Origin of the sequence: Candidatus Poriferisocius sp. (genome assembly GCF_965208475.1) — a bacterium.
Classification (GTDB): Bacteria; Actinomycetota; Acidimicrobiia; order Acidimicrobiales; family Bin134; genus Poriferisocius.
In genome coordinates this window covers 193505-206458 of record NZ_OZ242338.1, presented here as the reverse complement: position 1 = coordinate 206458, position 12954 = coordinate 193505, and the positions used below count along the sequence as shown (strand labels likewise).

The 12954-nt window shown below is 65.9% G+C and carries 12 protein-coding genes; 2 read left to right on the top strand and 10 right to left on the bottom strand.

The window, feature by feature from the left end:
- Positions 1 to 922: 922 nt before the first annotated feature.
- Both ACOGXA_RS01000 and ACOGXA_RS00995 read right to left on the bottom strand, forming a co-directional pair.
- The gene (locus tag ACOGXA_RS01000) at positions 923 to 1267 is read right to left on the bottom strand and encodes a type II toxin-antitoxin system RelE family toxin (RefSeq protein ID WP_419925436.1); all 345 of its coding nucleotides are present in this window, start codon (positions 1265 to 1267) and stop codon (positions 923 to 925) included.
- A 6-nt stretch (positions 1268 to 1273) separates the two neighbouring features.
- Complete coding sequence (locus ACOGXA_RS00995) at positions 1274 to 1579, bottom strand: hypothetical protein (protein WP_419925435.1); 306 nt, start codon at positions 1577 to 1579, stop codon at positions 1274 to 1276.
- A gap of 181 nt (positions 1580 to 1760) precedes the next feature.
- On the opposite strand from ACOGXA_RS00995, the gene ACOGXA_RS00990 reads away from it, so the two are divergent.
- Positions 1761 to 2753 (top strand): nucleotidyltransferase domain-containing protein, encoded by a 993-nt coding sequence (locus ACOGXA_RS00990; protein ID WP_419925434.1) that lies wholly within the window; start codon positions 1761 to 1763, stop codon positions 2751 to 2753.
- A gap of 75 nt (positions 2754 to 2828) precedes the next feature.
- Here the strand turns inward: ACOGXA_RS00990 and ACOGXA_RS00985 are convergent, their stop codons facing one another.
- The 8 genes from ACOGXA_RS00985 to ACOGXA_RS00950 all read right to left on the bottom strand — a co-directional run bounded on the left by ACOGXA_RS00985 (position 2829) and on the right by ACOGXA_RS00950 (position 11992).
- Complete coding sequence (locus tag ACOGXA_RS00985; RefSeq protein WP_419925433.1) at positions 2829 to 3050, bottom strand: helix-turn-helix transcriptional regulator; 222 nt, start codon at positions 3048 to 3050, stop codon at positions 2829 to 2831.
- A 422-nt stretch (positions 3051 to 3472) separates the two neighbouring features.
- On the bottom strand, positions 3473 to 3727 hold the full coding sequence (locus ACOGXA_RS00980; RefSeq protein ID WP_419925432.1) for a hypothetical protein: 255 nt from the start codon (positions 3725 to 3727) through the stop codon (positions 3473 to 3475).
- Between the two features lie 165 nt (positions 3728 to 3892).
- Positions 3893 to 7420: a hypothetical protein gene (locus tag ACOGXA_RS00975; RefSeq protein WP_419927021.1), complete on the bottom strand. Its 3528-nt coding sequence runs from the start codon at positions 7418 to 7420 to the stop codon at positions 3893 to 3895.
- A gap of 96 nt (positions 7421 to 7516) precedes the next feature.
- Positions 7517 to 8461, bottom strand: coding sequence for an HpcH/HpaI aldolase/citrate lyase family protein (locus ACOGXA_RS00970; protein WP_419925431.1), 945 nt, complete (start codon positions 8459 to 8461; stop codon positions 7517 to 7519).
- Positions 8458 to 9786 carry a CaiB/BaiF CoA transferase family protein gene (locus ACOGXA_RS00965; RefSeq protein WP_419925430.1) on the bottom strand — a complete coding sequence of 443 codons (1329 nt, stop codon included), beginning with the start codon at positions 9784 to 9786 and terminating at the stop codon, positions 8458 to 8460. The genes ACOGXA_RS00970 and ACOGXA_RS00965 overlap by 4 nt, the downstream gene beginning before the upstream one ends.
- Positions 9783 to 10271 (bottom strand): MaoC family dehydratase, encoded by a 489-nt coding sequence (locus ACOGXA_RS00960; RefSeq protein WP_419925429.1) that lies wholly within the window; start codon positions 10269 to 10271, stop codon positions 9783 to 9785. The genes ACOGXA_RS00965 and ACOGXA_RS00960 overlap by 4 nt, the downstream gene beginning before the upstream one ends.
- A gap of 9 nt (positions 10272 to 10280) precedes the next feature.
- Positions 10281 to 11492, bottom strand: a complete 1212-nt coding sequence (locus ACOGXA_RS00955; protein WP_419925428.1) for an acyl-CoA dehydrogenase family protein — start codon at positions 11490 to 11492, stop codon at positions 10281 to 10283.
- A 2-nt stretch (positions 11493 to 11494) separates the two neighbouring features.
- A complete protein-coding gene (locus ACOGXA_RS00950) occupies positions 11495 to 11992 on the bottom strand; it encodes a MaoC family dehydratase (RefSeq protein ID WP_419925427.1) in 498 nt (165 codons plus the stop codon).
- A gap of 144 nt (positions 11993 to 12136) precedes the next feature.
- On the opposite strand from ACOGXA_RS00950, the gene ACOGXA_RS00945 reads away from it, so the two are divergent.
- A complete protein-coding gene (locus ACOGXA_RS00945) occupies positions 12137 to 12940 on the top strand; it encodes a maleylpyruvate isomerase N-terminal domain-containing protein (RefSeq protein ID WP_419925426.1) in 804 nt (267 codons plus the stop codon).
- Positions 12941 to 12954 lie beyond the last annotated feature (14 nt).

Sequence of the window (12954 nt, the reverse complement as noted above, 5' to 3'; positions counted from 1 at the left end):
GGCGCGGTGTTCGGGCTGTGGGGTTCCGCCCGGGTGGTCTGCGGCGGGCTGGGCCGGCGCGGGCGGCTCTGAGGGGTCGGGGTCGGGGTCGGGTTGGGCGGGGGTGTCGGGTTGGAGGGGCGGGAAGTAGGGGGGTGGGATGGGCTGGTTGCGGGGGCGGCGGCTCTGAGATAGCTCGGCCTATTTGGGCGGTGGCGCGTGCGGAGGTTGTGTGGGAATGGCGGCTTGAACGTCATCCTTTCTCACAATAGATCGGTACCAGACCTCTATCGAAGCCCAGGCCGACAGCACTAGGGCGAAGATCACCCATCTCAAAGGCGATGGCGTAGCTAGGACAAAGATGAGCATTGGGCGTACCGCCCAGCTCAGCTTGAGTAGCCTCTCGGTTTTCCTCTTCGCTTCCGTCGTCTTGAGCAGCTCTACAGCCACTTAGCCGCCTTCCTCATTGGTTACTGAAATCCTAGTCGGCTGGTTGGGCAGCTATTGCCCGGGGATCCAACTTGACGGTGTGTCGTCATCAGCATTTCTGAGTTTCGTTCCTATTCAGCCCACGGGTCGGCGGGTTCCCAGTTCCGGGTGGGGTCTCCGTTGGGGAAGTGTCTTGCCCGGGCGGCGGGTGAGAGGCAGCCGGTGGAGCTCATGGCTCTGCCGTCTGAGTTGCGTGTTACGAGGTAGGGGCATCTGGGGGGTCGTTCGGAGCGCTGTCGGTCGCGGGCTGGCTGGAGGTTGCGACGTCGAGTTCGCCACCCTCGAATACATCGACTGGTACAACCACCGGCGACTCCACGGCCAACTCCTCGAAGGCCGATACGCGTACACCACCCCCGCCGACCACGAAACCGCCTACTATCACAACGTCACAGCCACCCCGGCCGTGACCCAACAAAAACAGCCTCCACCAAACCCGGCGTGGTTCAGGCCGCTACTCGGTTGATTTGGGGTGGCCGATGTAGACGGCGGTCACCCACACTGTTTTGGTGTCGTCGTCGGGGCAGTACCAGATGCGACCGCCGGCGGTGACCTCGTGCTGCCATTGCTCCAGCACCTTGCCCTCCAGTTGCTTGGCGCCGAACTCTTTTCTGAGCCTGGCCTGGCGGCTGCTGTGGCGGCGGGGGTCGCGGGTGATGTCGTTCCACGCCCGCCGGGTGTTGGCCGAAGCGGTGTTGCACAGCTCGTCCCACTCGCGGGCGGCCTGGTTGCTGGCGAAGCGGATGTCCCATCCGCCCTTCTCCGGGGGCGGGGCCACCCGGTCTTTGCGCTTTGCCATCCGCGCTCAGGCGGCGGGAATGGGAACGGGCTCTCCCGACACCGCGGCAATGGGCTCGCTCAGGCGGCGGCGCAACTCGGGATCGGCCTGGGCCTCGGCGGTCGCCTTCCAGTCCCACAGCACATAGGCCAACTGCGCTCGGCACTCAGCGCCGGTGTGGGCGGCGAGCGCTTCGCCCACCTCGTTGAGCATGGCGTCAATGTCGTCCTCGTCGAGGTGGGCCAGCCAGCGCAGCCCGTCCATCGACTCGATGAACTCCTCGGTCTGGGAGCGGAACGCCGCAGCTCCTTTTCGGGCGTGCTTTGTGCCCATTGCCAGCCTCCATGCGCGGTTCGCGGTGCAAACACCCTACCCGCACCAACCAACAATGTCAGACCACACCACACCGGCCTCAAACCGGCCCCGCTTCGACCAGGTGCGCAACGACACCGACTGCCTGACCGCCCCCTGAAACCCGAGCCGGGCCCGCTGGCAGGCGGCGTAGCCTGACGCTGTGACTGCCCCCGATCACCTGTCGCCTTCTGTGGGAGACGCCCGCAGGGCCGCTGAGCGCATCAGCAGGGTCTTGGACCCAGCGGAGGTGCTCGTGTTCGGCTCGGTGGCGCGCGGCTGTGCGACGGCTGGCTCAGACGTGGACTTGGTGGTGATGTTCGACGATCTCGGCGACTACACGCAGCGCCGCGAGCTCGCCCACCAGGCCCGCACTGCCGCGGAGCAAGCAGCCGGGTTCGCGTGCGATGTGCGGGTGACCGACCGAGCCGAGTGGCGCGTCCGTACCACACAGTGCCGCTCCAGCTTCGAGGCCCATATCGCCTCCTGTGCCATCACCCTCATGTCCCGGCCACCCAAGTCGCCCATCGACTGGGACAAGAAGATCGGCAAGCCCGCAACCGACGAGCAGCAAGCGGTCGCGATCCTCGCGAAGACCACTCACTCGCTCATCACAATCCTGGCCTACCTGCGCCCGTCTCCCTCTGAGGCCGACGCCCTCGCCGAAGACGACACCGACCTCGCGCACCAAATGCAACACAGCCGGCTGCTCAGCGTCTGCGAGCACGCCCAGATCGCCATGGAAACCTCGCTGCAAGCCCTCATCTGCACCCGCCGAGCACCCCATCCCGAAAACGCCCGCAGCATCTGGGGCCTCATCGACGCCGCCCGCCGCCATCTCGACCCCGCCCAAGCCGCCCTCATCGACGCCACCTTGGGACCGCTCACCCCCGACCAGATTTCAATATGGCGGCACACCAGCACCTACCCCGCTATCCCGCTGCCCGGTGCCGACCCCAACGCCGCCACCCCCGAGTTCGCCGCGCAGATGGCCGCAGCAGCCGTCCAACTCGCCGCCACCGCCATCTCTCTCATCGAACAAGCCCTCGACCACCAGCCCGCCCAAGCCCAACAGGCGCTGCGACGATGCGCCAGCATCGAACAGCAGCTACCGGCCCAGGGCCGTGAGGGTCGAGAGCATCCTCTCCGCGGTTAGCAGAAGGCTCGCCGTGGCGGATTCTTGTAGATGCCCGGCGGTCGGGCAAACGACCTGCCGCGCGCAACCGGCGGTCTAGGCGGCGGGGCGGTCGCCGGTGGCGCGGGGCCGGGTGGCGAGCCATTCGTCGATCTCCGATGTGGGCCAGCGCACGGCCCGCCGGCCGATGCGGATCGGCTCGGGGAACAGGCCCTCGCGCATGAGCCGGTAGACCGAGTTCGTGGACAGCCCGCAGCGGGCCTCGACCTGCCGGCGGGTCAACAAGGTGTCGTGCTGTTCTCGAATGTTGGTTTCCATGCCCGCCACTATGCGACACCCCACCGGTCGCAACCGGTCGCAAACAATCCGCCGACCGGTCGCAAGCCGCCCGATCCCCACTACCAGAAGCACAGCCGCGTCAGCGGGCTCCCGTCCTTCACCGACTGCGGCAAATTTCGAGGCTCCCTCGGCTTGCCGCCGCCTCCCGGATTACCCCGGGCAAATGGGGGGATGGATTGGGGGATAGAAGAAACCCTTTGCCGCCTCTGGTGGCCCTACCAGGGGTTTTGTCAACTGTTCAAGTCCCAGGGGGGGTACAATTAGGACTTCCGCACAGTTGTCCGAAGTTCCCAAATCTTCCACAAACCCCCAGCGTACCGACCCTTTTTGCCGCTTCGCAGCGGTATGCTGTTCCCAGTCATTGCCGTGTTAGCCCTACGACGCGAACAAACCGTGATGGGCTAGCGAAATACTGGAACCCAGTACCAAGCCAGCAAGGGCAGGGCTATCAGTCCCCCATATAGAACTGCCGACCGGCGCAGGAACAGCGCGAATGCCACCGACAGCCCCATTGCGGCTACAACCACGAAGGGCTCACCTAGCGACCCCAGGCGACTCGGAGCGTCTGGGTCGTCCCAGTCGGTGCTGGATGCCCAAACGATCATTATGGCCGCAGAGTGCAGGGCCACGACCCCGGCGGCCCACGCAAGGATCACGCGCCCATTCGAGGCTCCGGCTATCCCATCGCGCAGTGCCCAAATAATCGCCACCGTTGCGAACGCTATTGCGGCTATAAAGGGCATCGCTGCCAGCGGTCAAGGCCGAGTGGCCAGCGCGTCACCAATTGCATCTGTGCGACCAGGATAGGGTGATTCTGGCATTTAGTATTGAGAGACCAGCAACACATTATCTGCTATGTCGTAACAGTCGTCGCGGCCGTGCAGATAATAGTCGTCGCGGCCGGCGTCCAACACGAGATTCGACCAGTCTGTCGCGTCCTGTCCTCGGTATAAGACATCACGATTGTCGTCATCGACATGCGAAGTGCCATCGTGGTGCGGGGCACATGGTAGCACAGCTCCGAGTAGATGGGTGAGCTCATGCGCAACAAGGTACGTTGCTCCATAGGGCCAATATGCATCAATCTGCGGTGCCAAATCACAGTTCCCAATTGGTATCGTGATGGCATTGGTGGCAGAGTTATACCAGCCACAAGCATTCAACTCTTGGGCGAATGACCCTTCAGAAAATATCAAGAGAGGAGTGCCAGGTATTGTGCCTAGCATTTCGTGGATTTCGGCGATTAGATCATCATCCTTATCGGCAAATTCGCTAACTCGCAGGGTCGATTCCACTGTCGTCACAGATATCGATGAGTTTCTCTCTTCAAATACCGGATGTTTTCCCTCGGTCTGAATGCGGAACCACCTTTGTGCCTCAGAAACCGTATTAGTGATAGCTTCGTGTCTGCCAGCAACCGGTGTATATCCCAAAGGAACCAAATATACGGCTTGTACAGGGACCAGATCTGCAATCACGTTGGTCTGCCAAGACCTGTTGTCCCCCCAGCAAATTATGGTTTGGTCGGTTCGGAACCCGCACGTATGAGACTCGCCGGCCGACACCGACAAGAACTCCCCGCCCGGCGCGGTGGCCTGCCCTGTATGGACCCCCTCCCAGTCTTCATCAGACCCCCAACACAACGCGGCGCGGTCGGCCCGGACCCCACAGGAATGAGAATCACCCGCCGACACCGACAAGAACTCCCCGCCCGGCGCCGTCGCCCGCCCATCCTCCTCGTAGCCCCAACAGCGGACTGTCCGGTCGATTCGCAGCCCGCACGAATGCCAAGCGCCGGCCGACACCGACAAGAACCGGCCTCCGGGTGCCGTCGCCTGCCCAAATCCCTTGTGGCCCCAGCACGTGACCGTGCGGTCGGCTCGCACTCCACACGAGTGGTAGTCCCCGGCCGACACCGACAAGAACTCCCCCGCTGGCGCGGTCGCCTTTCCTATGGGGTCGCCCTCCCAGTCTTCATCAGACCCCCAACACAACGCGGTGCGATCGGCCCGGACCCCACAGGAATGAGAATCACCCGCCGACACCGACAAGAACTCCCCGCCCGGCGCCGTCGCCTGCCCATCCGCGTTGTAGCCCCAACAGCGGACGATTCGATCGATTCGCAGTCCGCACGAATAGGACCGACCGGACGACACCGACAAGAACTCCCCGCCGGGCACCGTTGCCCGTGCCAGGCCTTGGCCTCCCCAGCAGGCGACCGTGCGGTCGACCCGCAATCCGCACGAATGCCCTTCACCGGCCGACACCAGTTCGATTTGCCCACCGGCTGTTTCGGGATGTTCGTTGTCTTCGTCTTGGCTGCCCCAGCACACCATGGCGCCGTCGGTCTTATTCCCGCAGGTATGGCTTCTGCCGGCCGATATCGCGGTGAACCTCCCGGCGGGCGCAGAGGACTGCCCGCGCTCGTCGCGGCCCCAACAGATCGCAGTGTTATCGGCTAGCAGACCGCATGAATGTGACCTGCCGGCCGATATCGCAGCGAATTCCCCGGCCGGCGGAGTGGACTGCCCAAACCCGTCGCTGCCCCAGCACGCAACCGCGCCATCGGACAGCTGGCCGCACGAATGCTGCCAACCCGCGGACACCGCCGTGAACTCCTCTTCGGGCGGTGCTGCCTGCCCGTTGAGATCGCTGCCCCAGCACACTGCGGTCTGGTCGATTCGAAGCCCGCAGGAGTGGTCGCCTCCGGCTGCGATCGCGGAGAACCGCCCCTGCGGCGGGGTTGACTGCCGGGCCCAGTTGTCGCCCCAGCACACTGCGGTCTGGTCAGTTCGCAGCCCGCAGGAGTGCTGCCCGCCCGCCGACACCGCCAAAAACCGCCCCTCGGGCACCGTGGCCTGCCCGGAGATGTCATCACCCCAGCATTCGACCACCAGCTCAACCCGCAACCCGCACGAGTGCCCGCCCCCGGCCGACACCGACAAGAACTCCCCGCCCGGCGCGACGGCCTGCCCGTATTCGTCGCGCCCCCAACACTCGACGGTGCTGTCAATCTGGAGTAGACACGAGTGCCCTGCTCCAACCGATACCGGCCCAACCTGCGGCTCGGGAACCTCGGTGCTCCCGTATTCGTCACTGCCCCAGCACACAACCGAGCCGTCGGCTCGCGACCCGCACGAGTGCCCGCCCCCGGCCGACACCGACAAGAACTCCCCGCTTGGCGCGACGGCCTGCCCGAGGTATTCGCCATCCCAATCCTCGTTTGATCCCCAGCAAACTACGGTCTGGTCGATCCGAATCCCGCACGAATGGCGACTACCAGCCGACACCGCCCGAAACTCACCAGCCGGCGGTGTCGCCTCCCCAAAGCCGTTGGTGCCCCAGCATGCCACCGTCTGGTTGGGCCGCAGCCCGCAGGAGTGGGAACCGCCCGCAGACACCGACAAGAACCGCCCGCCCGGCGCATCAGACTGCCAACCCCAGCATGCCACCGTCTGGTTGGATCGCAGCCCGCAGGAGTGGAAACCGCCCGCAGACACCGACAAGAACTCCCCATCAGGCGCGGTGGCCTGCCCGAAGAAGTCGCCATCCCAACCCTCATCCGAGCCCCAGCACACCGCGGCGCGGTCGGCCCCCAACCCGCACGAATGGAGCATGCCCGCCGACACCGACAAGAACTCCCCATCAGGCGCAGTGGCCTGCCCGAAGAAGTCGCCATCCCAACCCTCATCCGAGCCCCAGCACACCGCGGCGCGGTCGGCCCCCAACCCACACGAATGGAGCATGCCCGCCGACACCGACAAGAACTCCCCATCAGGCGCAGTGGCCTGTGCGTAATAGTCGTCGCCCCAGCACACGATGACCGCACTCTCGTGGACTCGGCAGGCATGATTGCCGCCGGCCGACACCGAGCCAGGCTGCGGCACCGGAGGGCCAGCCCGCAACACCTCCACCGTCTCGTCGTCCAACACCAGATAACAGCCGACGGAATCGTGAAACCCCCACCGCACCTGAGCAAGCACCTCCGACCCATCCGCCGACTTCGCCACATCCACCGGCTGCTGCCCGAACCCATGAAACCCGAAACACCGATCAGTTGCCGCGCCCTCGCCGGAACCCGCCCCTGACGACATCGGCCGGCCCGCAGCCCGCAACACCTCCACCGTCTCGTCGTCCAACACCAGATGACAGCCGACGGAATCGTGAAACCCCCACCGCACCTGAGCAAGCACCTCCGACCCATCCGCCGACTTCGCCACATCCACCGGCTGCTGCCCGAACCCATGAATCCCGAAACACCGATCAGCGGCCTCATCAGCCAAAACCGCGCTCGAAACAGCCGCCAACCCCACAGCCGCCAACCCCACAACGACCGCCGCCGCCGCCATCTTCAGCACTGAAGACAGCCTACCTACGTATAGCCAGAACTGGCCGCCGAGCCGTCCGCGCGACAGCCCTCGGTTATGGCCTCGAAGCGCTCGAATTCAGACGAGCCCGCACAGCCGGGCACGGTCGAGGGTGACCTCGAACAGGCGGGTGGTGGCGGCGTCGATCATCATGCCCTTGTAGTTGGCTGCGCCCTGGCCTTCGGCTTCGGCGGCCCGGACAGCTTCGACCACGCCTTGTGCCTCGGCAATCTCGTCGGCGGTGGGGGCGAACACCCGGTTGGCAATCTCTATCTGGCTGGGGTGGATGCACCACTTGCCCAGTCCGCCGAGCATCGAGAACGTGGCCGCGCTCTTCTCATAGCCTCCGGGGTTGGCGATGTTGGCGTACGGCCCGTCGATGGCGTCGATGCCCGCGGCTCGGCAGGCCACGATCATCCTGGTTCGGGCGTAATGCCACACGTCGCCGGGATAGCGCAGGGCGGCCTCGCCGTCGGTCACCCCGATGTGGCCGAGGCGCATCCCCTGGCTGGCCGACAAGTCGCCCACCCCCAGGGTGAGAGCCTCCAGCCGGGGGCTGCATCGGGCGATCTCGTCGGCCGTCTGGACGGCCTCGACTTCTTCTACCAGGCATTCGATGCCGATCCGGCCCACCTCGAGGCCCAGCTTGAGCTCGAGCTGGGTCAACATGTCGTCCACGAACCACACCTCACGGGGCCCTTTGATCTTGGGCACCATGATCACGTCTATGTTGGGCCCGGCGCCGGTCACCACCTCGGCGATGTCGTCGTGGCACCACTGGGTGTGTACTCCGTTGATGCGGTAGGAGCGGATCTTGTGGCCCCAGTCGAGCTCGTTGAGCCCGGCGATGATGTTCTTGCGGGCGCCCACCTTGGCCGACGGCGCCACCGCGTCCTCGAGGTCGAGGAACACCATGTCGGCTTCGCTCTGGGCCGCCTTGGCGATCATCTTCTCGGAGTGTCCGGGAGTGGACAGCTCGGATCGCCTCACCCGGGTCGCCTTTGCCCTTTCGTAGTTGCTCATTCGATCTCCTTGGCCTCGAGGGCGGTGGTCATGTCGGGCTTCGACACCCGATCTGGGTCGTCGGCGGTGGGCCCCGGGGGCGAAGCGAGGCGGTCGAGCTCGTCGATCACCTCGCCGGTGTGCTCTCCGAGCTTGGGGGCGGGGCGGTACACCCCGGTCGGCGATTCGGCGAAGCGGATGGGGGTGTTGGGGGTGATCACCGGGCGGGCCGAGCCGGGGTGGTCCACCGCTACCAGCATCTTACGAGCCCTGACCTGCTCGTTGCGGTGCAGGTCGGTGGCATCGTTCACCGGCCCGCAGGGCACCTTGTCGGCCAGGGTGTCCACCACCTCAGCTTTGGTGAGCTTGCCGGTCCAAGCGGTGATCGCCTCGCGGACCTCCTCGCGGTGGAGCACCCGTCGCCGGGAGCTCTTGTAGCGGTCGTGGTCGATCATGTCCTCCCGGCCGATGATCCGGCACAGCCGCTCCCAGTGCCGGGGGCCGGGAGCGGCGATGGCCACGAGCCCGTCGGCGGTGTCGTACAGCTCGAACGGGCATAGCGAGGGATGCTCGCTGCCGCGGGGCGCCTGGATCTCCCCCGTGTAGGAATAGCGCCAGGTCATCGACTCGCACAGCGCCATCAGCGAGTCCACCATCCCCACATCCACGAACTGCCCCTGGCCGCTGCGGCGGGCGTGGTGGAGCGCGGCCAAGATGCCCGACACCATCATGGCGGCCGGGTACAAGTCGCCCACGCTGGGGCCGCTGGCCACCCGGACGCCGTCTTTGGTGCCGGTGTAGCTGACGAGCCCCGACATCGATTGGGCCACGATGTCATAGGCCGGCCAGTAGGTGTAGGGACCCTCGCCGGTCCGGGGATCGCCGAAGCCCCTGATGGCGCCGTACACCAGATCGGGTTTGCGCTCCCGCAGCACCTCGTAGCCCAGCCCGAGCTGGTCCATGACCCCGGCCCGGTAGTTCTCCACCACCACATCCGCGGTGCCCACCAGCCGCAGGAACACCTCCACGTCGGCGGGCTCTTTGAGGTCGAGCACGATGCTGCGCTTGTTGCGGTTGTTGCTGGCGAAATAGCCGCCGAAGAAATGCTCGTCGTCGGCCTCGGTATGAGGGCCGATGTGGCGCACAGTGTCACCTTGGGGGGGCTCCACCTTGATCACATCGGCGCCCATGTCGGCCAGGATCATGGTGCAGAAAGGGCCGGCCAGCGCTTGGGTGAGATCCACGATCCGGACGTCGCCCAGCGGGCCCGAGCGCTCGGGAATCATTGCCGCGGCGTGCTCGTGGGCGGTGAGGTAGCTGCCGGACTCGTCGTGGGCCGCGGTCACCCCAGCCCCCAGTGGCTGCGCCGCTTGACCTGCACGAGCCGTTCAAGCTCGCACACCACATCGCCGTGCTGGTTGCGACCCCAGTGCTTGAAGCGCACGATCCCGGCGTCCTCGCGCTCGGGATCATCGGCAACATCGAGCACCTCGGTGTAGGCGGTGATGGTATCGCCGTGGTGTACCGGCCTCTTGAACCGCACCGCGTCGAGGCCCAGTTCGCAGAGCGCATTCTCGGCGGTGTCCTGGCTGGCCAGCCCCACCGTCATAGAACCGGTGATCAGCCCGAACACCAACCGGCCGTCGCCAAGGGGCGAGCCGGCCATGATCTCCTCGTTCCAGTGCGACTGGGCCGTGTTCATCACCTGCTTGGAAATGTAGTTGTTCTCCACCTCGTCGACGGTGGCCGACCGGGCGTGGCGCATGCGCTGGCCCGCCGCGAAGTCCTCGAAATAGTTGCCCGATCCCGTGAGCGCTGCGGGGGCGTCCATCGTCCTCGTCTACCTGAGCGGGGTTGGCGGCAGAAGGTGGTCGGAGATGATGCGCAACATGATCTCGCTGGTCCCCTCGAAGATCTTGGTCAGCCGGGCATCGCGCCAATAGCGCTCGATGGGGAAATCGGTGGTGTAGCCCGCACCGCCGTGGATCTGGAGCGCCTCAGAGGTCACCCGCTCCGACATCTCCGACGCCTGATATTTTGCCATCGCCGCGGCCATGTGAGACTTCTCGCCGGCATCGGAGTTGGCCGCCACCTGGTACATCAGAGCCCGACAGGCTTCGATGTCCGATGCCATCTTGGCGATCTTGAAGCGGGTCGCCTGGAAGTCGCCGATAGGTCGTCCGAACTGCTCCCGCTGCTGGGCATAGACGATCGAGTCCTCCAGAGCCCCCCGGGCGAGGCCGATCGACCGGGCCGCGGTATGGATTCGGGGGGTGGCCATGCCCGCCGCGGCCCCCTTGAACCCCATGTCCTCGGCCGTCTCGGCTCGCTGAAAGCCCACCAGGCAGTCGGCGGGCACGAAGCAGTCGTCGAATGACAGCTCGAAAGTGCGCCAGCCGTGGTAGCCGATCTTTCTTATCGGATTGCCCGAGATGCCCTCGGGAAACGCCCCCGGCGCCTTGTGGACCGCGAACTGGCGGATCCCCGAGTGCCTGTTGTCGGGGTCGTAGGGCTTGTTGCGGGCTACCACTAGGATGCAATCGGCTTGGTCGGCGAACGTACACCACATCTTCTGGCCGTTGAGCAGCCACCCTCCGTCGGTGGGGGTGGCCCGGGTCCTCACCGAGGCGATGTCTGATCCCGCGCCGGGTTCCGACATCGCGAAGCACCCCAGCCACTCTCCCCGGGCGGCGAGCGGCAGGTACTTCTCCCGCTGGGAGGGGTCGAGCGACAGGGCGATTCCCGAGCGGGCAATGATGCTGGCCACGCTCATCCACGCCCTCGACAGCTCTTCGGTGACCAGCGCGTACTCGAACACTCCCAGCCCCAGGCCGCCGTAGCCCTCCGGCACCGTGATGCCGAAAAAGCCGAGCTCGCCCATCTCCTTGCGCAATTCGCCGGGAATGAGGCCGTGCTCGGGGTCTAGCTGATTGGCGATCGGCAGCACTTTGCCCATAGCGAAGTCGCGGGCCATCTCCTGGATCGCCGACCGCTCGTCGGTGCGGTAGGCCACCGGGATCGGCGGACGGGGATCGACCAGGGTTCGAGACACCGTTAATCCTCGGAGGTCCGACGCCGCTTGGCCACGAGGTTGGTGCGCCGGTATTCGAGCACCAGATCGCCCCGCTGGTTGCGGGCCTGCGTGTGCCATGTGACGATCCCGGTGCTGGGACGGCTTGCCGACCCTCGGGCGTCGAGCACCCGGGAGCAGGCCGTCAGCGTGTCGCCCGGGTACACCGGCCGGTGGAACCTCACCTCCTCCATGCCCAGAAACGGCCCTCCCCGCTCGCTCAAGTCCTCGACCGACAGGCCGACCGCGGTGCAAAGAACCAGCATCGGGTTCACCACCACATCGGGATGGCCGTGGGCTCGGGCGAACTCGGCGTTGAGGTGCATGGGATTCCAGTTGCACGTCGCCGTGGAGAACAGCGCGTTGTCGCCGTCGGTGATGGTGCGACCCCAGTGGTGATCGAAATCCCGCCCCACCGGGAAGTCCTCGAACAGGTGGCCGTGGGAGACCACGGGGAAGCTGTCGAAATCAGGATCGCCCATCGAGAACCGACGCTAACAACCCACCCGAGCCCCTACAAGCAGCCTCGAGGTGGATGCTGCCGGCCGGTGTCCACCTTCCGACTGCGGTGCCGCTTGGGGACCGGCCTCCTTGACAACAGTGCTTCGGCGGTGAACCATTGGCCGGTGACCGTTGAGGCCCTAGCGGCGCATGAGGCGTTCCATCACCGGATCATGGAAGTGGCCCGAGCGCTCTCCGAGCCGGAATGGATTGCGCCGTCGGCGTGCGCGGGGTGGCGGGTGCGCGACGTGGTGGCCCACATCGGCGCTGGCGCCCGCAACCTGATCGACCCGCTTCCGGTGCCCGATGAGCGGCTGCCCCTGCCGTCGGTGCGCGAGCGAGAGCACGACGTTCACGTTGACATCCGCCGAGGCTGGCCGATCGCCGATGTGTTGGAAGAGCTGGATGTCTACGGCGCACAGCGGCTCGCCCGCCTTGGGGCCCTCCAGGAAGAGCCGCTGGCCTCAGCACCGCTGGAGGTGCCCGGATTGGGCACCTATCCCATGCACGCGGTGGCCAACGGCTTGGCATTCGACTGCTTCTGCCACCTCTACCATGACATAGCCGCGCCCGGCGGCCCCGTTCAGCGCGAGCTGCCCCCGCCCTCGCACGAGGAGCTGTACCCAGTGGTGCAGTGGATGATGTGGGGGCTCCCCCAGATGCAGGGCCCCGAGCTCGACGAGTCGCTGATCGCTCCGGTAACCATCCGCCTGACCGGCCCCGGCGAGAGCACCTGGACGGTGCGCCGCCCCGACCCCGACGGCGGTCTGGTTGTCGAAGAAACAGACGGCGGCGACGCCGCGGTCGTATCTACCGCTTTCGACTTCGTCTCGTGGGGAACGGCCCGCACACCGTGGCGCTCGGCCTGCGAAACAGAGGGCGACATCGCCCTAGTGTCGGGTTTCCTTTCCACTCTGAACATCGTCTGAGCGTCATCCAAAGA

Excerpts from the sequence above, each read along its gene's own strand:
- ACOGXA_RS01000 (WP_419925436.1), bottom strand. The coding sequence starts at position 1,267 with ATGGCAAAGCGCAAAGACCGGGTGGCCCCGCCCCCGGAGAAGGGCGGA.
- ACOGXA_RS00995 (WP_419925435.1), bottom strand. The coding sequence starts at position 1,579 with ATGGGCACAAAGCACGCCCGAAAAGGAGCTGCGGCGTTCCGCTCCCAG.
- ACOGXA_RS00985 (WP_419925433.1), bottom strand. The coding sequence starts at position 3,050 with ATGGAAACCAACATTCGAGAACAGCACGACACCTTGTTGACCCGCCGG.
- ACOGXA_RS00975 (WP_419927021.1), bottom strand. The coding sequence starts at position 7,420 with ATGGCGGCGGCGGCGGTCGTTGTGGGGTTGGCGGCTGTGGGGTTGGCG.
- ACOGXA_RS00970 (WP_419925431.1), bottom strand. The coding sequence starts at position 8,461 with ATGAGCAACTACGAAAGGGCAAAGGCGACCCGGGTGAGGCGATCCGAG.
- ACOGXA_RS00960 (WP_419925429.1), bottom strand. The coding sequence starts at position 10,271 with ATGGACGCCCCCGCAGCGCTCACGGGATCGGGCAACTATTTCGAGGAC.
- ACOGXA_RS00950 (WP_419925427.1), bottom strand. The coding sequence starts at position 11,992 with ATGGGCGATCCTGATTTCGACAGCTTCCCCGTGGTCTCCCACGGCCAC.